We start from the raw sequence: 21,200 nt of genomic DNA, 5'->3' as shown, positions 1-21,200 counted from the left end.
NCCCGTTCGACCGCGACGTGTGCTTCCGGCCGCCGCTGCCAGCCAAGCCGCAGATCGCCGGCACCATTCCTGCGCGGGTCACCAGCCAGATCGTCGACGACCTCTACAGCGATATCGACATGGAAGGCCGCTACCGGGTCAACTTCCTGTTCGACCGCGACAGCTGGAACAACGGCGGAACAAGCATGTGGCTGCGTCTGGCCCGACCCTACGCCGGCCGCACCTACGGCCTGCACCTGCCGCTGATCTGCGGCACCGAAGTGGCCGTCGCCTTCGAAAACGGCGACCCCGACCGGCCCTACATCGCCCACGCGCTGCACGACAGCCGCCACCCCGATCACGTCACCCTCGACGACAGAGACTACACGCGCAACGTGCTGCGCACCCCGGCCAACAACAAGCTGCGCATGGAAGATGAGCGAGGGAAGGAACACGTCAAGCTCAGCACCGAACACGGCGGCAAGAGCCAGCTCAACCTTGGGCATCTGGTGGATGCGAAGAAGCAGAAACGCGGTGAAGGGTTTGAGTTGCGCAGCGATGGTTGGGGGGCGCTGCGTGCTGGCAAGGGGCTGTTTGTCAGTGCGGATGAGCAGGCCAGAGCGCAGGGTGATGTACTGGCGATGTCCAGCGCTGCGGCACTGTTGAGAACGGCCGTCCAGCAAATCGCTTACTGGCAGCAGAAAGCCCGGTCACACCAGAGCCGCGCCCCGGTTTCAGACGCCCTCGAGCAACTCAAACACAGTGCCGATGGGCTGAAGGATGCCGCCATTGTGCTCAGTGCGCCTAAAGGAATTGCCGCGGTGACGCCCGCCAGCCTGTTGCTGGAAAGTGGTCAGGCGTTGCATGTGCACACTCAGGACGACATCAACCTGGCCGCCGAGCAGCACCTGTTCGCCCATGCCAGACAGAGCATTTCGATGCTGGCCCAGGAGGAGGGCATGCGTCTGGTGTCCGGCAAGGGCCCGCTGGAAATCGAGTCTCACGACAACCTGCTCAACCTGATCGCACAGCAGGACATCAGCGTGCAGTCAGTACAAGGTCATCTGCAACTGACCGCCAAAAACGGCATCACCCTGGGCTGTGGCGGTGGCGTGATTCGCATCACCCCCACCGGGGAAATCCAGATCCACAGCCCCGGCCTGATCAGCCTCAAGGGGCAGCACCGGTTAAACGGCCCCGCCAGCGAAGCGTTCGCGCTCCCGGAACTGCCCGGCTCGGTGTGCAGGGAATGCCTGAAACGGGCCAAAGCCCTGTCGGTGGGTTTCTCGATACGGGAGACGCAGCGATGAGCCCGGTTCAGGTGGAGGACTGGATTGCCCTGATCGAGGTCGCGTGCCAGCAGGCGTCGACAGATTGCGTTGACGTCATTCTGGATCAGGCGGGGATGGCCGCGCCGCTGCTGCCCAGTGTGCTAAGCGTGCAATCCGCGATGCCTTGGCACTCGCTTTTCACCGGCTTGCCGGAGGAGGTGCTCGCCGATGTGGGGCCGTTGCTGGTGCGCATCGACTTGGCTCAGCCGTTCCAGCGTCACTGGCTGATCGGCCTGCTGCGATCACTGCCCCTCGACTCGCAGCCGCTGATGCTGATCTCCCAGTGGCCATTTGAGGCACTGGCCACTCATCTCACTCAGTGTCTGGACGCGCGCAACGGCCGCTTTTCCGGATTGCTGCGCTATTACGACCCTCGCGTGTTTGCGGTGCTGTTCAGCCATGTGCTGCGCGCCGAACAGCAACAGCCGTGGCTGCGGCCGGCGCTGCTCTGGAGCTGGCTGGACCGTGACGGGACCCCTCAGCACCTGACGGGATGCAGCGACACCCCGCAAAGCCCGCAGCCTTTCGGTGCCACCGAACTGAGCGCCCGCCAACTGGGGATGCTCAGTTGCGTGAGTGATGTCGCTCGGATGCTCAAACGCCGTGGTCATTCTCTGCCTGTCGAGCAGGGGGACGAACAGCGTTTTCAACTGTGCTACGCCGCGATGTTGCAGGCCTGCGAGGAAAGGCTGTCGCTCGACTGCGAGCGCGAAGCCTTTGTCTGCGAACAGGTGCGAAATGCCTGAGCGCTTCGCTTACACAAAGGAATCGAATCCGATGCCAAACGACAATGCTTCACCTTGCCGTGTCCCGCTGCTGGCTGGACTGCTCGTTGCTCTGATGGGGCCGGGCGCACAGGCCAGCACCCTCGGGGCCATCAACCATACCCACTGGGCGATCAATCACTTCAGCGTGGATGGCCGCTCGGGCATTGACATCATCGGTGCCTATCAAGGTGGCGGCGGTGGTTGTTGTTACGTGGCCCCTACGAAATGGCGACCGGGGATGACGGTGCGGGTGGATTGGGAGACGGGCGTGGCTTACGCAGATGGATTTCCTGGGTATGCAGATGAGGAGAAATATGTGGCGTGGCGGGACGGAATACGGGCCCAGAAACGCCAACACACCAAACTCGTCGAAATCCCCGACTACACCGGTCAGAAGGTCTGCGGTCTTACCGTGCATTTCCTGCCCTGCGACGAGTTGCAGGTCACTACCTCCTGCTACGCCTACGGCAGCCCCGAATACCCGATCAAGACGCCGTTGCATCTGCCGGAGGCGACATCATGCCCGCAATGAATCATCCCCCCGTGTGGTACCCGCCGCAGTTTCCGCTCGAAGGTCGCCTGCCGCGACACCCGCATCAGGTCTATCAGAACCTGGATCGTCAGGAGCAGTTGGCCCGCGACCATCAGAACGACTTGAGCGTCGCCGCCGGACGCCGGGTGCTGGCGCCGTGCTGCAAGACCCTGCACATCAGCCTGTGTTTCGACGGCACCGGCAATAACCTCAACAACGATTTCTACCTCTCGGAGCCGAAACACCCGACCAACATTGCCCGGCTGTTTCGCGCCAGCATCGGCGACGGCCATGCCGGGGGCACGGCGCAGACCGCAGGGGCCGAGCGCTTGATCGATCCGCCCGGCACTGGCCTCGGGGAGTATTTCAAGTACTACATGCCGGGCGTCGGCACGCCGTTTCCGGAAATCGGCGACCTGGATTACAGCACCTTCGGTCTGGCATTCGGCGGGTATGGCGAAAAGCGGATCAACTGGGCGTTGCTGATGATCGTCGATGCCCTGCGCCGGATGCTCGGCCTGCCTCGGCTGGACAACGCAGCATTGAGCGCTGCCGTCAGGGGCATGGGCACGCTGGCCGGTTATGAGTCCATGAGTGGCCATCGATCCCGCAGCCTGGTTCTCACCAGCCAGCTTGAGGCGTTGCATAAGCCGTTGCGCGCCGCGCTCCTGCATCTCAACCCCGGCCAGCCGAAGTTGCTGGGCATCAAGCTGTATGTGTACGGGTTCTCTCGTGGCGCAGCGGCGGCGCGGGCCTTCGTCAGTTGGTTGAACCGGTTGCTGACGCCCCGGGAAGGCACCTTCGCCCTGGACTTCCTCGATCTGCACCTGCCGATCACCGTGGAGTATCTCGGGCTGCTGGACACCGTGGCCTCGGTGGGGCTCGCCGATATCATGCCGAGCGTGAACGGCCACATGAGCTGGGCCGACGGCAATCAGCAACTGCCTGAAAACGGGCTGGTGAAGCGCTGCCTGCACATCATCGCCAGCCATGAACAGCGCCTGTGTTTTCCGCTGGAGTCGATTCGTCGCGAGGACGGGGGGTATCCGGACAACTGCGTCGAGGTGGTGTATCCCGGCGTGCACTCGGATCAGGGAGGAGGGTATCCGCCGGGGGATCAGGGGAAGGCTTTTAGCCCTGACATCCGAGTGGGTGACGGCCCACTGTTGTCGCAGATCGCTCTTAATGACCTGTACGCCGACGCGTTTGCTCATGGGGCTCCTCTGAAAGTCCCTGAGGGTATCCTTCCTGAGGATTTGAAAGATGATCGCTGGCGGGCAATGGATGTTGAGTTAGCGCAGGCATTTGAGGCCTCTCCAATACTTGTCAACCGCTTTAATGCCTGGCGCGAAGCAACTCTGAGCTTGGCCCCCTCAGTGAGACCGCTGTCCGACGACCAGATCGAGTGCTATCGACCGCTGTCCGGAACCGAAAGCCTCGAAAACGCCCTGCGCAACCAGATGGACTGGCTCACGGCCTGGCGCATCGACCGCTACGGGTTTCTCTCCCTCAAACAGACCGAGTTCTATCGCCAGGCCAGCGACGCCCACGCCGACCTGACAGAACGCAGCAAGGCCCAGGCCGCACGGGATGCCCGTCAGGCCACCGTGGAAACCAGTCGAGAACGGCAAGACGTCCTCGAACGGCTCGGCATGCAACCCAAAGCCCCGTTGATGCCCGGCGTGCCGGACTTCGACGCCGACATCGCCCAGACCCAATTGCGCGAAGCCGCCGAGGAGTTCGCGGCGGAGTTTCGCGGCCCGGGCGTGCTGGCCAAGGTGGCCCAGCGTGTGGCGCTGGTAGCTTTTGTGCCGGGTGTGCTCCTGCACGCTGCTAGCGCCGAGGCTCGGGCCGAGCGCGAGCGCATGAGGGACGCGGGAAAGGCCAAGGTGCTGCTGATGTTTCCGCCGCCCGTCAATGAAGTCGAACATTTCGACGAGAACAGGCGCGCAAACGTCGACGAGACCCGCAATGCCAGCAAGCCCGAAGGCCTGCTGCGGGCGCTGTTCGACGATCAGGTCCACGACTCCCGCGCCTGGTTCTTGTACGCCCAGGGCAAAGAGCTCGGTGGCACCTATTTCAGCGAACGCATGGTGTTCTTCGGCGATGCCGGTCGCCGGGATCTGGCGTTGTACGGCGAAGGCGACGGCGAGCGTCTGGCAGACCATCACTTAAGCCGTGGCCACGCCGAACCTCCTGCAAAACAGCCCCCGGTGATGGACGCCGAGCGCCTGGCCCACGTGCACAAGGCCATCGACGAGCTGTTTGCCGCGCACCACGCCAAGATCAAGGGGCGCACCGATGCAGGCGTGTGAATCGATGCTGCGACCGAGCATGCCAGTGAAAGCCAGAGGCCAGCGCCTGTTGCTGATCGCCTCGATGCTCGTCGGCACGGCCATCTCAGCGCCTGGTGCTGAGGCCGGGATCATTGAGGCCATCAACCACACCCACTGGGCAATCAATCATTTCAGCGTCGATGGCCGCTCGGGCATCGACATCATCGGCGCCTATCAAGGGGGTGGGGGCGGCTGCTGTTATGTGGCTCCGCCGAAATGGCGACCGGGGATGACCGTGCGGGTGGATTGGGAGACCGGAGTGAGTGGTACTAAAGAGTTTCCTGGGTTCGCTGACTGGCCTAAATATTTGGCGTGGAAAGCAGAGGTCAACGCCCAAACGCGCCAACACACCAAACTCGTCGAAATCCCCGACTACACCGGCCAGAAAGTCTGCGGCATCACGGTGCACTTCCTGCCCTGCGACGAGTTGCAGGTCAGCACCTCCTGCTACGCCTACGGCACCCCCGAATACCCGATCAAGACGCCGTTGCATCTGCCGCAGCCACAGTCCTGTCCGCAGAACAAACACAAACACAAAGACAACGATTCAGAGGTCAGTCAATGAAACCCATTGTTCGAAAGGGCGACGCACTGCTCGAGCACGGTGGTGCGGTGCTGGAAGGTCATTATTTGTCCGAGGGCCGGCCCATCGCATGCAAGGGCGACGCCGCTTTGTGCAGCTCCCATGGTCGCACGCAGATCGCCGAAGGTTGCGATCTGCTGCAGTTCGACAATCGCCCGGTGGCACTGCATGGGCATCGTTGCGCGTGCGGCTGTACGTTGGTCAGTTCCATGCCGGACACGCAGGTGGGGTCATGAAACCGGCACCGCACTATGCGCCGTATCCCCTCCAGCCCGCGCCTGTGTATAAACGATGGTGGGCGGCGGGATTGGTGTTCTTCGCCGTTCTGGGGGCCTTGCTTTGTATCTGGAGTCTGTCGTCCTCGGAAAAGGTCGTCCAGGCCGTGCTTTTCCAGGGCTTCCCCGTGGCGGGGGGCGTGGCGGTGCTGTGGGCGTTCTGTTTCCTGGCGAGGGCGCTGACCTACCAGCTCAATCGAGACAACGCTGCCTGCTACAGCGAAACCGCAGACCGGATAACCCGTCAATGGTGGGACGAACACCGCACAGGTGCCTCGCTGGTCGAGAGGGTGTTGCTGGCCCCGTCCTGCAGCGCGCCCCAAGTCGCTACCGACATCAGGTGGGATGAGCACAAACCGGCTGTATCGAATGCGTCGGGTCAAGGCGCCGCCGTTCGCCACCCTCAGGTACACGGTGATGACGTGCAGGAGCGCGAACGGCAACTGGCGGTGCTGCTCGCATTGCAGTGGCATGTGCAACGACAAGCCGCCGCGCTCGCCCCGCAGAGTTGCTACTGGCAGGGCTCGATGTCGAGCTGGACGGCCTTCGCGGCGCAGGCCACACAGAGCGAGCCGACGCTCGTGCTGCCCGAACGCCCCGAGCTTTTTCGCGGCATCGACACCCTTGATTCGATCATCGACTCGATGCAGGGCGCCGCCGCCGACAGCCGTGTGCTCTGCGCCGGTTGTCAGTCCACAGCGATTATCGAGGGCAGTCCGGTGCCTGCCGGCGAGGCCGCATTTCTGTGGGTGATGGCCCCCAGCGGCGGAGTGCGTGTCTGTCGAGGAGAGTGGTATGACGCCGGTGCCGATCCGTTGGCGGCCGTGGCCGAGCGAGCGATGCAACAAGCCGGACTGACCGCGCCGACAGCGGCGTGCGTGTCGTTCGCGCAACCCGACATGCCCGATCTGCCGGCCTGTGGCTGGAACCTCGACACGCAGGGGCAAGATGCCCATTTCGGCGCGTTGCCCGGCTTGCAGGGCCCGGTGGCCCTGACCCTCGCCGCCATGCACGTCGCTCAACAAGGGGTGCCTTGCAGCTGGCTCGCTGCAGATCCCCACCACACGCTTGCCCTTGGAATCGTGAACATCCCATGACTCGAAAAATTGATATGACCCGCTTCTCCATGCCGGGAATCGTTGCACTCATGGCCGCCACGGTGGCTGTTCTGATCGTGATCGCCGGCGGGCTCTGGTGGCTGTGGGCCGGCAAGCCTGCCATCGACCGTGCAGCGTGGCAGGACCTGATACTCAAGGGCGTGCTGTGCTGGATTGTGCTCTGTGCCACGGCGTTGTTGAGCTGGCACCGGGTTCAGTCCGGCATACGCAAGCTGGTGCTCAGCACGCGACCAGTGCCTGCACTCTTCAGCACGGAGTCAACCAAGGACAATGAGCCAGACCTGATTCAGGACCTGCGCGACCGTCACGGTCCTTTATGGCGCTACAAGATCCGCTTTCTGCTGGTGATGGGCGAGCCCGCGCAGGTCGAGGCCGTGGCGCCGGGGCTCCAGCAAAAACAATGGCTGGAAGCCCGGCGAACGGTGCTGCTGTGGGGCGGCAGTCTGCTCGCGCCGCAGACCAAGCCCGTTCCGCTGTGGCACAAGGTGACGCGCTGGAAACCGCTGGACGAGGTGGTCTGGGCACTTGACGTCGCCCAGAGCAAGGATGCGCCTGCCATGGGCAAATCCATACGCAATCTGCGCAGGCTTGCCCGTGAGCAGCGTTGGCAGATGAAGTTGCACGTATGGCAGGTGTGTCAAAGCGACTGGAGTCAGGATGATCGCCCGTCGCAACAGGTGGGCTGCGTGCTGCCGTCGCGCATGAATGGACAGGCATTGCAGGCAATCTTCGAGCGATACATCCCGACGCTCTGTGAAATGGGTCTGGGCCAGGTCAACGAGAAAAGGGGCCATGACTTTCTCTATCGCCTGTCTCGGGAATTGAAGGAAGAAATCATCCCCCGCTGGAACCATGTCCTGAAGCCGTTGTTCAGTGAGCTGGCCCGAGACGTGCGGCTGCGGGGGTTGTGGTTCAGCCTCCCGGTCCCCAAGAGCAAGGCCCCGAGTGATGACATCAATGACCGCTTCTGGAGCATCGATCCGGTCTGGGATGGCGTACTCGGCGACCGCAGTGCTTCGCGCAGGATCGGCTGGGCGCCCATGCGCATCGCTCAAACAGCGACGCTCACTGTCCTGGCCCTCAGTCTGGTCGGCCTGCTGGTGTCCGGATACAGCAACAGCACGCAGATCACGCAAGTGCAGCGCGCGTTGTTCGCGGTGCAGTCCTCTGAAGACCCCGACCGGCAACTGCTGTCCCTCAGCGAGTGGGTGCGCGAGCTGGGGCGTCTGGATCAGCGCGAGCGTGACGGCGGGCCTTGGTATCAGCGGTTGGGCCTGAGCCAGAACCGCACGTTGCTCGACACGTTGTGGCCGCAGTACGTGGCGGCCAACAACCGGCTGATGCGCGACCATGCAGCGGATAATTTGCAGCGTCAGTTGCAGGCGTGGGTCGATCTGCCGGCGGGCAGCGCTGAGCAAAACGCGAGCGCCTCCGTGGCTTACGACCAGTTGAAGGCCTGGCTGATGATGGTTCGCCCGGAGCAGGCCGAGCCTGTGTTTCTGGCGCGGGTGCTGGGAGAATCCGAGCCTTCCCGTGACGGGGTTTCGCCGGGCGTGTGGCGGGAGGTCTCGCCCTTGCTCTGGCAGTTCTATGCCGAGCAGTTGGGCCGCCATCCGACCTGGCGCATCGGCACCGATCCGCAACGGGTGACGCAGGTGCGTCAGCGGTTGTTGGGGCTGCTGGCCCAGCGCAACGGCGAGGACGCGCTGTATCGGCAGGCGCTGGGATCGGTCGGCCAGCAGCATCCGGCCTTGAGGTTGCGGGACATGCTGGGGGAGGTCGCGCCGTGGCCGCTGATGTCTGGCGAGGGCAGCGTGGCGGGGGTGTTTACCCGCGAGGCGTGGGAAGGGCAGATCCGTGGGGCCATCGACGAGATCGCCAAGGCCCGTCGCGAGGAAATCGACTGGGTGCTCAGCGACAACCACACGGGCGTCGCCGCCGAGCTGAAGCCCGATGCCCTCAAGGCGCGGCTGACCGAGCGCTATTTCCGGGATTACGCCGCCGCCTGGCTGGGCTTTCTCAACAGTGTGCGCTGGCAGAAAGCCGACAGCCTGAGCCAGGTGATCGATCAACTGACCCTGATCAGCGACGCCCGCGAGTCCCCGCTGATCGCCCTGATGAACACGCTCGCCTGGCAGGGACAGGCGGGGCAACGCACGGCGGCGTCCATTGGCCCGCTTGATACATCGCTTAAAAACGCCGCATTGAAAAACACCACGCCGCTCGACCACATCCCCGCTCTCGACACTGCGCTGCCGGGCCCGCTGGACGCGACCTTCGGGCCGCTGCTCACATTGATCGGCAAGGATCCTCAAGTCCGGACCGAGGATCAACGGCCGAACCTGCACGGCTTTCTGACCCAGGTCACCCGTGTGCGCCTGAAGTTGCAGCAGATCAGCAGCGCGCCCGACCCGCAGGGCATGACCCAGGCGCTGGCGCAGACCGTGTTTCAGGACAAGAGCATCGACCTCACCGACGCCCAGGCCTACGGCGGCTTGATCGCCGCGAGCCTCGGCGGACCATTGCGCGGGGTCGGACAGGCGCTGTTCGTGCAGCCGCTGGAGCAGGCCTGGCAAAAGGTGCTGCAACCGGCGGCGTCCAGCCTCAATCGCCAATGGCAGCAGTCGATCGTCGAGCACTGGGACGAGGCGTTCAACGGCCGCTATCCCTTCGCCGCCACCGGCAGTGACGCGTCACTGCCGATGCTGGGCCAGATGATTCGCGCCGACTCCGGACGCATCGAGCAGTTCTTGCAGCGCGAACTGGGCGGCGTGCTGCGCAAGGACGGCAACCGCTGGGTCGCTGATCCCCGGCATAAACAGGCGTTGCGCATCAATCCGGCGTTTCTGGCGGCGATCAATCAACTCAGCCACCTGGCCGACATGCTGTACACCGACGGTGGCATGGGCCTGGCGTTTGAACTGCGCGGCAAGGCGGTGCGCGATGTGGTGCAGACCACCTTCATGCTCAACGGCGCGCGGCATGAGTACTTCAACCAGAAGGAAAGCTGGCAGCGTTTCGCCTGGCCCGGCAGCACCGACTACCCCGGCGCGCGCCTGACCTGGACCAGCGTGCACACCGGTGCGCGGTTGTACGGGGATTTCGAAGGGACCTGGGGCTTGATCCGCCTTTTGGAGAAAGCCCGCATCACGCCGCTGGACGACGGGGACAGCCGATATCGGGTGGTGGTCGAAGCGCCCGATGGCCTGAACCTGTTGTGGCACTTGCGCACCGAGCTGGGGGCCGGGCCGATGAGTTTGCTGACGTTGCGGGATTTCACGTTGCCCAAGCAGATTTTTCTCACCACCGCGAGTGCGAGGCCCTCCCTTGCTCTAAATGAGGTTGCCCCATGAGTCTGTCGGCATTGATAGCGACTTGTCTGGGTGAGCGCGACGGATTGTCCATCGCCAGGGACCGATCTGAGGTCTGGACGTCGTGGTTGTTACCGATCAGCGCCGCGTCTGCCGTTGGCGAAGATCCGGGCTATGACGATGACTTCCAGCGCATGCGCGAGGAAGCCAACCGGTTATCCGCCGCAGACACCGATCAGGTCATTCGCCTGGCAGAAAAGCTGCTCAAGCAGACCTGCAAAGATGTGCGCGTCGCCAGCTACTACCTGTGGGCGCGGCTGCACCGCGACGGCGAGGCGGGACTGGCAGACGGTCTGAACCTGCTGGCGGCGATGGTTGAGCGCTTCGGCACCGAGCTACTGCCCGCACGGCCGAACAGCCGAAAAATGGCAATGGAGTGGCTGGCCAGCAGCAAGGTGCTGGACAGTCTATCCCTGCATCCCGAAGTGGTCCGGCCCGACGCCGAGCGAACCGTGGCGTCGCTGGTCTGGCTGACCCACGGCCTTGATGGCTTGCCGGCCGAGCAGCGAGCGGATCTCGGGGCGCTGCATGCGGCGCTGGCAAGCCGCCTGGCAACGTCGATCAAGACCACTGGCGACGGGGCGCCGCACAGCGCCAGTCACGAAACCACCGGCCAGGGTGCGGCGCCTGTCGCCAGTGCGGTCAAGTCGGCTCGCGACCTGCTGGACAACGGCCGAGTCCTGGCCGGATACCTGCGCGAGCAACCCCATGGCTGGCTGGCCGGGCATCGTCTGATGAAGAGTCTGCGCTGGGACACGATCCATCAGGCGCCGCCCGAGGATGCCAGCGGTAATACCCGTCTGGCGCCGCCCCGCAGCGAATACCGTGCCCAGCTCAAACGTCTGTACCTGCAGCAGAGTTGGAGCGAGTTGCTCGATCAGGTCGAACGGATCTTCGCCGAGAGCACCCACCATCTCTGGCTGGACCTGCAGTGGTTCCTGGTTCAGGCGCTGAGCCGCCAATCCGCACCCCACGACACCTGGGCCGACATCGCCACGCGGGACCTGAGCATGTTCCTCGAACGTCTGCCGGGGCTTGAAGAGTTGCGCTGGAGCGACGGCAGTCCGTTCGCGGATGAGACCACACGGGAATGGATCGCGCGGCAGGTTCAGGGCAGTGGGGTGTCGCACGGGATGCCCACACCTTCGGCGATTGCCACCCGTGACGTCGAGGTGCTGTCGCTGGAAAGCGAGGCCCGGGCCATGGCCGACAGCAAAGGCGTCGAGCATGCGCTGGCGTGGCTGGCCGGGCGTCCCGAGATACGCGCTGGCAGGCAGCACTGGTTGCTGCGGCTATTGATGGCGCGGGTGGCCGAACACGCCGGCAAAGGCGATCTGGCGCTGCATCTGCTGGGGGAGCTGGACCTCACGGCGCAACACCATGAGCTGCGCGGATGGGAGCCCGAACTGCATTTCGAGGTCAAGGCACGCTTGCTCACCCTGCTGCGGTTGAAGGCCCAGCGAAGTGCCGCTGACAAATCCGCCCTGAACGACCGCATGGAGCCGTTGCTGGCGGCGCTGGTGGCGATGGACCCGATACGTGCCGCGCGGTTGTGCGGCTAGCCCTCATTCAACAGGAAAATTGCTATGGACATGGACAACCTGACACTGCGCTACTTCGAAGCCGAAATGCGTTACCTGCGCGAGGCGGGGAAGGAGTTCGCCGAGGCGTTTCCCGACCGCGCAGCCGCCCTGGGCCTGGACAAACCCGGCGCACACGACCCCTACGTCGAGCGCTTGTTCGAGGGGTTCGCCTTCTTGATGGGGCGCCTGCGGGAAAAGCTCGACGACGATCTGCCGGAGCTGACCGGGGGGCTGGTGGGCCTGTTGTGGCCGCATTACCTGCGCACCAGCCCTTCGCTGTCGGTCGTCGAATTCGCGTCTGAATCGGGTGTGATGAAACAGGTCGAACACATCGGCAAGGGCTTCGAAATCCTTTCGCAACCCATCGGCCCACAGCGCACGCGCTGCCGCTACACCACGACTCAGGACCTGACCCTGCGGCCGCTGACGCTGGATACCGTGCGTCTGGCTCACGAAGCGGACGGTCGCGCGGTCATTCGACTGGCGTTTTCCTGCCACGCGTTGAGCGATTCAGTGCCGCTCGACCTGAGCGCCATCCCCCTGTATCTGAATGCCGATCCGGCCATCGCCAATGCGCTGCATCACGTATTCACTCAGAAGGCGAAAGCCTTGTACGTGCGCACGCCGGGAGCGCGCGAGCGGCAACCGCTGGACGGGTATTTCGGTGCAAGGGGGTTCAGCCGGGACGACTGTCTATGGGCACCGGACGACAGCGCGTTCAGCGGTTATCAGCTACTGCTGGAGTATTTCACCTTCCCCGAGAAGTTCATGTTCTTGACCCTGCGCGGGCTTGAGCAAGTGGAGCTGACGCCCGGCGCGGGCGGCTTCGAACTCGACGTGGTGCTGGATGGACCCTGGTCCCATGGGTTCACGCCGAGCGCCGAGCACGTTCGTCTGCACGCGGTGCCGGTGATCAACCTGTTTGCGCTGGAGGCCGATCCCCTGACGCCCGATCCGTTGCAGAGCGACTATCTGTTGCGGCCGATGCGCTTGCAGGATGGACATATCGAAATCTATTCGGTGGATCAGGTCACCGCCAGTACACGTTCGGGCCGCAAGGAGTACGTCCCGTTCACCAGTTTCCGGCACAAGGGCGGGATGCTGCGCGACGATGCGCCCGAGCGCTATTTCCACACGCGGCTCAAGCGCGGCCCGAACGGGCTGCACGACACCTGGTTGATTCTCGGTGGCGAGGGGTTCGAACAGCATGACGCACTTGCGGGCGAGCGCATGTCGCTGACACTGACCGGCACCAACGGACAATTGCCCCGCAAGGCACTGCAAAGCACGGTGCTCGACACCCTTGTGTCGTCCTCCCAGGCAGGGATGCGAGTGCGCAACCTGTGCGCGCCGACCTTGCCGTGTTATCCGCCGAACCGCGACCGCTTTCACTGGCGGGTGCTCAGCCACCTGGGGTCGAATTTTCTGCCGATGCTCGACAACGCCGAAGTGCTGCGCGGCACGCTGGCGTTGTACGACTGGACGGGCAGTGAAATGAACCGGCGACGCCTGGAGGCCATCGTCGAGGTTCGCCATCACCTGCTTCAGCGCTTCGAGCGGGGCTTCCTACTGCGCGGGGTCGACATAGAAGTCACGCTGGACACCGACGGTTTTGCCGGTGGGGGCGATGTCCACCTGTTCGGTGAAATGCTCAACCGGTTCTTTGCCCTGTATGCCGACATCCATCTGTTCACCCAGCTCACGCTGGTTCTTCAACCGACCGGGAAGTGCCTGCGATGGGACGAAAACCACAGTCAGCGGATTCCCGGATGACCGTTTCGCGATTTCTCGCGCAAATGGAAGGGCAGGTGGCGCAGGCGGGGCTTTATCGCTTCTGCCAGTTGCTGGAGAGGGCGGCGCCCGAACGCCCGCTGCTGGGCAGTACCGAGCATCCCGAGGACGATCCGGTGCGCTTTCGGCCTGACCGGGGCATGGGGTTTCCGGCCAGTGAGTTGAGGGCCATCGAGCCCTGTGCAATCGATGATCGGCACCCGCCGACGGTGCGCACTCGGCTGCTTGGTTTGTACGGGGTCGATTCGCCGCTGCCGACGGGATATCAGGATGACATTGCTCAGCGCCGTGAAGGGCACGAGGCGCTGGAAGCGTTTCTCGACCTCTTCAATCACCGGATTTTCAGCCAGTTCTATCGCATCTGGCGCAAATATTCCTACCCCGTGAGCTTTGAAGAAGGCGGGACGGATGCCACCTCCCAATGCCTGTTCGGCCTGGTCGGTCTTGGCATTCCCGGTACCGCGAGCAAGATCACCACTCCCATGTCGCGGTTTCTCGCGCTGCTCGGTGTGATGCGCTTGCCGACGCGCAATGCAGAAGGCGTCGTCGCGCTGGTCAGGCTGCTGGCGCCGAATACCCAGGCCCGGGTCACGCCCCATTGGCCGCGAAAGATTCCCCTGAATCCGCCGGCGCGTCTGTCGCCCGGCAATCCGGTCAGCCTGTCCCAAGGCACGCCGCTGGGCAGCGTTGCGCGGGATGCCAACAGCCAGCTGTTGCTCGACCTCTTCACCGATGACGCAGACGAAACCCGTGGCTGGTTCCCCGGCGGGCAGCTTCACGGTGATTTGCAGGTGCTGCTCAGGGTTTACCTGGGCTGGCGTTGCACCGCAAGGCTCCAGTTGTCGCTGCCTGTTGATCGCCTGCCGTTGCCAGCATTGGGCGATGCGGCCGTGCTGCTGGGCATGACCGCCGTACTGCGGCCCAAGTGCCAGGGCCAGTCTCACTGCCATAAGGTCAGCATCCATTTGGGCCGCTATCAGGGCCTCTCTCTAAATTCTCAGATCAAGGAAACTCAACATGCTTGCATTCGCCCTTAACGCTGCACGATTGGCTGCGCTCGGCTTGTTGCTCACGGCGTGCGGAACGGTCCAGAGCGTGACCGACAGCACGTCTTCCGTCGCAAGCCGTGTGTTCTACAAACAGATCAAAACCCTGCATCTGGATTTCGACGGCCGGGTGGCGTTGAACACCGCAGGCTCAGAACCGAGCGGCTTTTCGGTGCCGACGCTGGTACGCGTCTATCAATTGCGCGATGGCAAATCCCTGAACCCTGCGAGCTACGAAGAACTCTTGCGCGACGCTGATCGTGTGCTCGGTGACGGGGTCCTCGATCAACGATCATTGGTGGTCAGGCCGGGGGAGGGCGTGCAACTGAATATGCCGATGGACAGTCGCGCGCAGGTCATTGCGGTGGTGGCGCTGTTCCGCGAGCCTGACCTTAGTCACGGCACCTGGCGTGTGACGTTGAGCCGTGACGATCTTGACCCGGACAACCCACGGGTGATCGAACTGGCGGGCAACGGGCTGACGTTGCGGCCAATGGTCGGAGGCTAAGCAATGAGCGAGCCCAATCCATCACTCTACGAAACGCTGCTGCAGAACTTCACCGGCGAACTCGATCTGATTCGGGTCGACGAAGAAGACCAGTACATCCTGTCCGTGCTCGACAATCTGCAGCGCATCCTCAACAGTCGCGCCGGCTCCCTGAGTCATCTGCCGGATTACGGCCTCCCCGACATGGGGGTGATTCTGCAGGCGCTTCCGGGCGCCGCCCATGGGTTGATGCGGACCATGGCCGACACGCTGCTCCAATACGAGCCCCGGCTGATCGCGGTGGACATCGAGTTGCTCCCGCAAACGCAGCCGGGGTATCTGGACTATCGACTCGATGCCCGGCTGCACGGTGACAGGCAGGCGACCTTCGGCACGACGCTGGGTCCTGAAGGGCGCGCGTTGGTGCGGCATTTAAAACGGCATCGATTGATGGCCGACTCCTGACCCACTCCTCCCAACGGGCGTGTGGGAGCGGGGCCCGCTGGCATGTGTGATGAACCCTTCGCGGCTTCATTTGTACTCCGGTGCCGCAGGATTTACCCTCAGCGCCACGCCTTCGACAACAACTCGACAACAACTCGACGACAAGTCGACAACAAAAGGGGAAACGCCAGATGAGCTGGTCAGCCAAACAGTATTCGATGTTCGAGCAGCAGCGCACACGGCCGGTTCGTGACCTGGTGGCAGCGATTGCCACGCAGAACGTGCAGAGCGCCATCGATCTGGGCTGCGGCCCCGGCAACTCCACCGAAGTGCTGGCCGAGCGGTTTTCCGATGCGCGGATCACAGGTCTCGACAGCTCCGAGGACATGCTTGCCGATGCCCGTCAGCGGCTGCCAGACCTGACGTTCGAACTGGCGGACATCGGCGACTGGAACCCTGCGCAGACCTACGACGTGATCCTTGCCAACGCATCGCTGCAATGGGTGCCCGACCATGCCGTGCTGTATCCGCGTCTGGTCAAGCGTTTGAATCCCGGTGGCAGTCTGGCAGTGCAAACCCCGGACAACCTTGAAGAACCTGCGCACCGACTGGCTCGCGAAATTGCAGCCAACGGTCCGTGGGCTGACAAGATTGCCTCGGTCAAGCACCCTGATCGACATCCCGCGGCCTACTATTTTGAATGGCTGAAGCCCCATTGCGCCGACGTGGATGTCTGGCGCACGACCTACCATCACCCCCTTTCCGGAGGCCACGCAGCGGTGGTGGAATGGTTCAAGGGTTCGGCGCTGCGGCCTTATCTGCAGAAACTGGATCAGGGCGAACAGGCCGCGTTCCTGGACGCCTACCTGAACGCCATCCGCCAGGCCTATCCGGCACTGGCCGACGGCACCGTGTTGCTGCCGTTTCCGCGATTGTTCATTGTCGCGGTTCGCTGAACGCCACTGTCTTTAGCCGTGCCGCTACAGGGCTGTGCCGTTTCGCTTCTGGCTGAAGGCCGTGGGAGCGAGCGCCGTAGTTGCTGTTGCCAATGGAGTGAACCATGAGCTAAACCCCGCAAGACCTGGCCTCCCGCCTGATCCGAAATTTCAATGAGGTATCCCTGCAGGACGAGCGCCGTGACCCGCTGTACCAAAGCCAGGCTGCTCGTCTGGGCACGCGAACGGTGGCGCTGAAGCTGGGCGCTTCAGTGGACATCGTGGCACCGGGCAGACGTTCCTGTCCTTACCACTTCCATTATGCCCAGGAAGAGATGTTCGTCATCATCGAAGGTCAGGGAACGCTGCGTGTTGCGGGGGAAATGCTTCCCCTCAGGTCCGGCGATGTGGTGTTCATTCCACCGGGGCCAGAGTATCCGCACCAGATCATCAACACCTCCGATGCACCGCTCAAATACCTTTCCATCAGTACTCGGGAGACACCGGAAGTGTGCGAGTACCCTGACTCCGGCAAGTACCAGGCGATGGTGACGATCAATGGCGCCCGTGCCTTTACCGCGGTGCAACGTCCCGACACCACCCTCGATTATTGGGAGGGCGAGCCTTGACCTCCGGCGCGTTTGCGACAGAACGGCTGTTCAATCTTTTGGTTATAACCATAGATCCTTTCGATCTACGGTTTTTATAAGAAAAATCGCTATGCTGCGCGCCAGTTTTTTCCCGCGTTTGCGCGTCTGTTGGGCATGACAATGGATTTTGGCAATACAGGTTTCGTCGTGGCAGGTTTGGTGGTCGGATTCATCGTCGGCATGACCGGCGTGGGCGGCGGCTCGCTGATGACCCCGATTCTGCTCTGGTTCGGTATCAACCCTGCCACCGCCGTGGGCACCGATCTGCTGTACGCCGCCATCACCAAAAGCGGTGGCGTACTGGTCCACAGGAAGAACGACAACATCGACTGGGGCATTACCGGTTGGTTGACCCTGGGGAGCGTTCCGGCGGCCGGGCTGACGCTGTGGTTTCTCAGCAGCCTGCACACAGCGCCCGACGCCATGAATTCAGTGATCAAGCAAGCACTCGGGTTCGTGTTGCTGTTGACCGCACTGGCGATTTTTTTCAAGAAACGTCTGTTGGCCTTCGCCCATCGCCACGCCGGGGATCACTACCGACTGAGCGACAAGAATCTCAACCTGCTGACCGTACTCACCGGTGTTCTGCTGGGGGTGATGGTGGCGCTGACCTCCATCGGCGCGGGCGCACTGGGCACCGTCGCGTTGTTCATCCTGTATCCGTTTCTGGACACCCGTCGGCTGGTCGGTACCGAGATCGCTCACGCCGTGCCGCTGACGTTGATCGCGGGCCTGGGCCACGCCAGCATGGGCAACATGAACTGGTCGATGCTGGGCTTCCTGCTGATGGGTTCGCTGCCGGGGATCTACATGGGCAGTCATCTGACCGGCCGCATTCCGGACGCCATCCTGCGCCCGTGTCTGGCGGTGATGCTGTGCGCCATCGGTTACAAACTGGCGTTCTAGAGTGGCCGGCAAGAATTGCGTTTCGATGGATCAGCAAGGGGGAGTGCAGTGATGGATATCGTGGCCGAGCCGCAATTGATTCGCCTGGTCACCGACCGCCTGATCCTGCGCCCGCCGTTGGGTGGCGATGCGGCGCAGATCAGGGCTTACCACCTCGATAATCGGGATCACCTGCAGCCGTGGCAACCGACGCGCTCGCCCGGTTTTTTCGACATCGAATACGTCATCCGGCGGATCAGCTTCATCGAGCATGAACGACTGGCCGGCCGTTGCCTGCACTTGCTGGTCTGTGAGCGCGACAGCGGTCAGATGATCGGCGAGTGCAATTTCAGCAACATCGTTCTAGGCGTGTTTCAGGCCTGTCACCTGGGTTATTCGCTGGCGCAGCACGCCGAAGGCAAAGGGCTGATGCGCGAAGCCTTGCGCGGGGCCATCGACCATGTGTTCGACGACCTTGAGCTGCACCGGATCATGGCCAACCATCGACCGGAAAATCTGCGCAGCGCTCGGGTACTGGAGGCGCTGGGGTTCGTGCGCGAAGGCTTCGCCCCGTCCTACCTGAAGATCGACGGTCAGTGGGCGGACCATGTGCTGACAGCGCTGGTCAATCCTGCGCAGCGTTGAGCTGCCGGGTTACAGGCTGGAACGAAACGGAATCGGCTGGCGAGAGACGCCCGGGTCGCTGGCGGCATGCCCGACCATTTCGTCATAGACCACCGGGTGCACGATAAACAGCGGCACCTCCGGTACGGACGACAGGCATTTGCGTGCCTCGTCGACGGACGCCACATGCAGCACACCGCCTTTGGGGCTGCTGACGGCATGGGACTGACCTTGCATGCGGGCATGAATGACGTATGAGCCACCCTCGACGGAAATCAGGTCGAGTTCTTCGATCTCACCGGCCTTGATGTGTTTGCTGAGCTTGTCCAGATCCATTACGGCACCTTTACGCACTGAGGCGTTGTCTGTTCCGTGGCTAGAAGCGGGCTGTTTTCACGGCCTGCATGGATTGGAAGGTCACCGACAGCGCAAGTTCAAGGCGATTGAATCGCGATGTCAGCGCAGAGCAAAACGCCGCTGAAACCCGACCGTCGGGCATCAGCGGCGTTATTGCAGCGATGATGAAACGTTGTTCAAGCGTGGCTTAGTACAGCTTGTCGATGACGCGAACGCCGGGCTCTTGCTGCGCGCTGCCCCATTCACTGCTCAGGGTGTCGAGCACGCGCCCCAGGAACTGCTTGTCGGCTGCTGCCTTCTTGCCGACATAGCCCTGACCCTTGCGGTACATCTTCAGTCGGGCACGCATGTGCGGGTGTTGTTCGTCGAACTGTTGTTCCTCGGTGCATGCACCCAAGCCGTCCATATGCACATCACCTTTCTCACAGACCCAGAGAATGTGGCTATCGAGGGAGTCCTTCTGCGCCGCGAACAGTCGAGCCAATTGGTCGATGGTAGGTTGATTGTTCAGATTCATCATGGAGTACCCCTTGTGCCTTTTCGTTAATCTGTCTGGTTAGTTCAAACGCAATGGCGAATCGTCCATCGATCCGCAGTCCTTTCCCACGCTGACAAACAAGGTCCGTCGGTTCACAGAGCCGGTGCCGGGCGTTTGGATGTAGTGGGAAGAAGAAGCTGCTACGTAATGGTTCGAAACCAGGGAGAGTGTCAGCGGACGTCATGAGGACACTGGCGACGTTTGCGTGGTCGGCCACAAGTGTCATGAGGACGTATCGCCAGCGCTCGGCCCGAATGGCTCGATCATGCCGGTTCAGCTTCATCAATCTGCCTTGTGGGCAGCCCACATCCAGAGGTTGTTCAACGGCTACGTCGAACGGGCCCTGAATACTTTTGCCAGCTCTCCCGATCGGGGAGACGCTTGAACTATGCCGTTACGAAAAAGCTTCGTCAACCGTTTTGTAGTGATTATTTTCAGGCACTACATTTTTTGTAGTTTCGATACACAAAGGTCGATTCGTGACTACAAAGTCAGTGTTTGCGGGGCTTTGCACGCAGGGTATGGACAGACGGTCAGCCGCGGTCGACGATAGCCGTCGTTTTCTCCCCATTCATTGAAGGTGATTATGCAAACGCTCGTGCTCCCGACGTATGACGATGTGGTCGCTGCCGCTCAACGCATCGAAGGCCATGCCCACAGGACGCCAGTGCTGACCTCCCGCACCGTGGATGCCGAGCTGGGCGCGCAGGTATTCTTCAAGTGCGAGAACTTCCAGCGCATGGGCGCTTTCAAGTTTCGCGGCGCCTTCAACGCGTTGTCGAAGTTCGACGCGACCCAGCGCAAGCACGGGGTGGTCGCGTTCTCGTCGGGCAATCACGCCCAAGGCATCGGGTTGTCGGCACGACTGCTGGGCATTCCCGCGACCATCGTCATGCCCCATGACGCGCCGGCCGCCAAGGTTGCAGCGACTCGAGAATACGGAGCGACCGTGGTGTCCTACGACCGCTACACCCAGGACCGTGAAGCCATCGGCCGACAGTTGGCCGAGCAACAGGGACTGACGTTGATTCCGCCGTACGATCACCCGGACATCCTCGCGGGGCAGGGCACCGCGGCCAAGGAACTGTTCGAAGAAGTCGGTCCGCTGGATGCGTTGTTCGTCTGTCTGGGGGGGGGCGGTCTGCTGAGCGGATCGGCACTGGCCACCCGCGCGCTGGCGCCTGACTGCAAGCTGTACGGCGTAGAGCCCGAAGCCGGCAATGACGGCCAGCAATCGCTGCGCAGTGGCAGCATCGTCAAGATCGACACGCCGAAAACCATTGCCGACGGCGCACAGACCCAATACCTGGGCAACTACACATTCGGCATCATCAAACGCGATGTGGACGACATCCTCACCGCCAGCGACGCGCAGTTGGTCGAGGCGATGCGTTTCTTCGCCGAGCGCATGAAGATGGTGGTCGAGCCAACCGGTTGCCTGGGCTTTGCCGCTGCACGGGCGATGGCCGACGAATTGAAGGGACAGCGCGTGGGCGTGATCATCAGCGGCGGCAATATCGACCTGGACAATTACGCCAGACTGTTGGCCCGGTAGAGGCCGTGGCGTC

20 protein-coding genes are annotated in these 21,200 nt (G+C 62.7%); 18 read left to right on the top strand and 2 right to left on the bottom strand.

Annotated features, from left to right (window positions below; genetic code table 11):
* Window position 1: 1 nt before the first annotated feature.
* From D3M70_RS33250 to D3M70_RS15540, 17 genes are all read left to right on the top strand, one after another.
* Window positions 2-1,289: type VI secretion system Vgr family protein (locus D3M70_RS33250; RefSeq protein ID WP_256659863.1), on the top strand; the 1,288-nt coding region annotated here is incomplete at its 5' end.
* Window positions 1,286-2,056: a DUF4123 domain-containing protein gene (locus D3M70_RS15615; RefSeq protein WP_120126627.1), complete on the top strand. Its 771-nt coding sequence runs from the start codon at window positions 1,286-1,288 to the stop codon at window positions 2,054-2,056. The genes D3M70_RS33250 and D3M70_RS15615, both read left to right, overlap by 4 nt.
* A 31-nt stretch (window positions 2,057-2,087) precedes the next feature.
* The gene (locus tag D3M70_RS15610; RefSeq protein WP_120126626.1) at window positions 2,088-2,609 is read left to right on the top strand and encodes a DUF3304 domain-containing protein; all 522 of its coding nucleotides are present in this window, start codon (window positions 2,088-2,090) and stop codon (window positions 2,607-2,609) included.
* Window positions 2,597-4,924, top strand: coding sequence for a DUF2235 domain-containing protein (locus D3M70_RS15605; protein WP_120126625.1), 2,328 nt, complete (start codon window positions 2,597-2,599; stop codon window positions 4,922-4,924). The genes D3M70_RS15610 and D3M70_RS15605 overlap by 13 nt, the downstream gene beginning before the upstream one ends.
* A 64-nt stretch (window positions 4,925-4,988) precedes the next feature.
* Window positions 4,989-5,510, top strand: coding sequence for a DUF3304 domain-containing protein (locus D3M70_RS15600; protein ID WP_256659880.1), 522 nt, complete (start codon window positions 4,989-4,991; stop codon window positions 5,508-5,510).
* Window positions 5,507-5,764, top strand: a complete 258-nt coding sequence (locus tag D3M70_RS15595) for a PAAR domain-containing protein (RefSeq protein WP_120126624.1) — start codon at window positions 5,507-5,509, stop codon at window positions 5,762-5,764. Before D3M70_RS15600 ends, D3M70_RS15595 begins: the two co-directional genes overlap by 4 nt.
* Complete coding sequence (locus D3M70_RS15590; RefSeq protein ID WP_120126623.1) at window positions 5,761-6,900, top strand: hypothetical protein; 1,140 nt, start codon at window positions 5,761-5,763, stop codon at window positions 6,898-6,900. Before D3M70_RS15595 ends, D3M70_RS15590 begins: the two co-directional genes overlap by 4 nt.
* A 50-nt stretch (window positions 6,901-6,950) precedes the next feature.
* Window positions 6,951-10,274 (top strand): ImcF-related family protein, encoded by a 3,324-nt coding sequence (locus D3M70_RS15585; RefSeq protein WP_120126834.1) that lies wholly within the window; start codon window positions 6,951-6,953, stop codon window positions 10,272-10,274.
* The gene (gene tssA, locus D3M70_RS15580; RefSeq protein WP_120126622.1) at window positions 10,271-11,854 is read left to right on the top strand and encodes a type VI secretion system protein TssA; all 1,584 of its coding nucleotides are present in this window, start codon (window positions 10,271-10,273) and stop codon (window positions 11,852-11,854) included. The genes D3M70_RS15585 and tssA overlap by 4 nt, the downstream gene beginning before the upstream one ends.
* A gap of 24 nt (window positions 11,855-11,878) precedes the next feature.
* Complete coding sequence (gene tssF, locus D3M70_RS15575) at window positions 11,879-13,648, top strand: type VI secretion system baseplate subunit TssF (protein ID WP_120126621.1); 1,770 nt, start codon at window positions 11,879-11,881, stop codon at window positions 13,646-13,648.
* A complete protein-coding gene (tssG, locus tag D3M70_RS15570) occupies window positions 13,612-14,703 on the top strand; it encodes a type VI secretion system baseplate subunit TssG (RefSeq protein ID WP_120126620.1) in 1,092 nt (363 codons plus the stop codon). Before tssF ends, tssG begins: the two co-directional genes overlap by 37 nt.
* Window positions 14,684-15,220 (top strand): type VI secretion system lipoprotein TssJ, encoded by a 537-nt coding sequence (gene tssJ / locus D3M70_RS15565; RefSeq protein ID WP_120126619.1) that lies wholly within the window; start codon window positions 14,684-14,686, stop codon window positions 15,218-15,220. Before tssG ends, tssJ begins: the two co-directional genes overlap by 20 nt.
* 3 nt (window positions 15,221-15,223) lie before the next feature.
* On the top strand, window positions 15,224-15,664 hold the full coding sequence (gene tssE, locus D3M70_RS15560; protein WP_120126618.1) for a type VI secretion system baseplate subunit TssE: 441 nt from the start codon (window positions 15,224-15,226) through the stop codon (window positions 15,662-15,664).
* 170 nt (window positions 15,665-15,834) lie between these two features.
* Window positions 15,835-16,599 carry a trans-aconitate 2-methyltransferase gene (gene tam, locus D3M70_RS15555; protein WP_120126617.1) on the top strand — a complete coding sequence of 255 codons (765 nt, stop codon included), beginning with the start codon at window positions 15,835-15,837 and terminating at the stop codon, window positions 16,597-16,599.
* A gap of 125 nt (window positions 16,600-16,724) precedes the next feature.
* A complete protein-coding gene (locus tag D3M70_RS15550) occupies window positions 16,725-17,207 on the top strand; it encodes a cupin domain-containing protein (protein WP_165869821.1) in 483 nt (160 codons plus the stop codon).
* 141 nt (window positions 17,208-17,348) lie between these two features.
* The gene (locus D3M70_RS15545; RefSeq protein ID WP_120126616.1) at window positions 17,349-18,134 is read left to right on the top strand and encodes a sulfite exporter TauE/SafE family protein; all 786 of its coding nucleotides are present in this window, start codon (window positions 17,349-17,351) and stop codon (window positions 18,132-18,134) included.
* Between the two features lie 51 nt (window positions 18,135-18,185).
* The gene (locus D3M70_RS15540) at window positions 18,186-18,758 is read left to right on the top strand and encodes a GNAT family N-acetyltransferase (RefSeq protein WP_120126615.1); all 573 of its coding nucleotides are present in this window, start codon (window positions 18,186-18,188) and stop codon (window positions 18,756-18,758) included.
* Between the two features lie 9 nt (window positions 18,759-18,767).
* Here D3M70_RS15540 and D3M70_RS15535 read toward each other — a convergent pair whose 3' ends face one another.
* A complete protein-coding gene (locus D3M70_RS15535) occupies window positions 18,768-19,073 on the bottom strand; it encodes a DUF6482 family protein (protein ID WP_120126614.1) in 306 nt (101 codons plus the stop codon).
* Window positions 19,074-19,281: 208 nt separating this feature from the next.
* On the bottom strand, window positions 19,282-19,611 hold the full coding sequence (locus tag D3M70_RS15530; protein ID WP_120126833.1) for a hypothetical protein: 330 nt from the start codon (window positions 19,609-19,611) through the stop codon (window positions 19,282-19,284).
* A gap of 607 nt (window positions 19,612-20,218) precedes the next feature.
* Between D3M70_RS15530 and D3M70_RS15525 the strand changes: the two genes are divergently transcribed.
* Window positions 20,219-21,187 (top strand): threo-3-hydroxy-L-aspartate ammonia-lyase, encoded by a 969-nt coding sequence (locus D3M70_RS15525; RefSeq protein ID WP_120126613.1) that lies wholly within the window; start codon window positions 20,219-20,221, stop codon window positions 21,185-21,187.
* Window positions 21,188-21,200: the final 13 nt, after the last annotated feature.

This window comes from Pseudomonas sp. LS-2 (assembly GCF_003605735.1).
Lineage (GTDB): Bacteria > Pseudomonadota > Gammaproteobacteria > Pseudomonadales > Pseudomonadaceae > Aquipseudomonas.
The sequence above is the reverse complement of the archived record's forward strand: the minus strand, read 5'-3'. Positions and strand labels throughout refer to the sequence as shown.

What these genes read in the sequence shown, in the direction of transcription:
- D3M70_RS15615 (WP_120126627.1), top strand. Translation starts at nt 1,286, where the DNA reads ATGAGCCCGGTTCAGGTGGAGGACTGGATTGCCCTGATCGAGGTCGCG.
- D3M70_RS15610 (WP_120126626.1), top strand. Translation starts at nt 2,088, where the DNA reads ATGCCAAACGACAATGCTTCACCTTGCCGTGTCCCGCTGCTGGCTGGA.
- D3M70_RS15605 (WP_120126625.1), top strand. Translation starts at nt 2,597, where the DNA reads ATGCCCGCAATGAATCATCCCCCCGTGTGGTACCCGCCGCAGTTTCCG.
- D3M70_RS15600 (WP_256659880.1), top strand. Translation starts at nt 4,989, where the DNA reads ATGCTCGTCGGCACGGCCATCTCAGCGCCTGGTGCTGAGGCCGGGATC.
- D3M70_RS15595 (WP_120126624.1), top strand. Translation starts at nt 5,507, where the DNA reads ATGAAACCCATTGTTCGAAAGGGCGACGCACTGCTCGAGCACGGTGGT.
- D3M70_RS15590 (WP_120126623.1), top strand. Translation starts at nt 5,761, where the DNA reads ATGAAACCGGCACCGCACTATGCGCCGTATCCCCTCCAGCCCGCGCCT.
- D3M70_RS15585 (WP_120126834.1), top strand. Translation starts at nt 6,951, where the DNA reads ATGGCCGCCACGGTGGCTGTTCTGATCGTGATCGCCGGCGGGCTCTGG.
- tssA (WP_120126622.1), top strand. Translation starts at nt 10,271, where the DNA reads ATGAGTCTGTCGGCATTGATAGCGACTTGTCTGGGTGAGCGCGACGGA.
- tssF (WP_120126621.1), top strand. Translation starts at nt 11,879, where the DNA reads ATGGACATGGACAACCTGACACTGCGCTACTTCGAAGCCGAAATGCGT.
- tssG (WP_120126620.1), top strand. Translation starts at nt 13,612, where the DNA reads ATGGGACGAAAACCACAGTCAGCGGATTCCCGGATGACCGTTTCGCGA.
- tssJ (WP_120126619.1), top strand. Translation starts at nt 14,684, where the DNA reads ATGCTTGCATTCGCCCTTAACGCTGCACGATTGGCTGCGCTCGGCTTG.
- tssE (WP_120126618.1), top strand. Translation starts at nt 15,224, where the DNA reads ATGAGCGAGCCCAATCCATCACTCTACGAAACGCTGCTGCAGAACTTC.
- tam (WP_120126617.1), top strand. Translation starts at nt 15,835, where the DNA reads ATGAGCTGGTCAGCCAAACAGTATTCGATGTTCGAGCAGCAGCGCACA.
- D3M70_RS15545 (WP_120126616.1), top strand. Translation starts at nt 17,349, where the DNA reads ATGGATTTTGGCAATACAGGTTTCGTCGTGGCAGGTTTGGTGGTCGGA.
- D3M70_RS15540 (WP_120126615.1), top strand. Translation starts at nt 18,186, where the DNA reads ATGGATATCGTGGCCGAGCCGCAATTGATTCGCCTGGTCACCGACCGC.
- D3M70_RS15535 (WP_120126614.1), bottom strand. Translation starts at nt 19,073, where the DNA reads ATGGATCTGGACAAGCTCAGCAAACACATCAAGGCCGGTGAGATCGAA.
- D3M70_RS15530 (WP_120126833.1), bottom strand. Translation starts at nt 19,611, where the DNA reads ATGAATCTGAACAATCAACCTACCATCGACCAATTGGCTCGACTGTTC.
- D3M70_RS15525 (WP_120126613.1), top strand. Translation starts at nt 20,219, where the DNA reads ATGCAAACGCTCGTGCTCCCGACGTATGACGATGTGGTCGCTGCCGCT.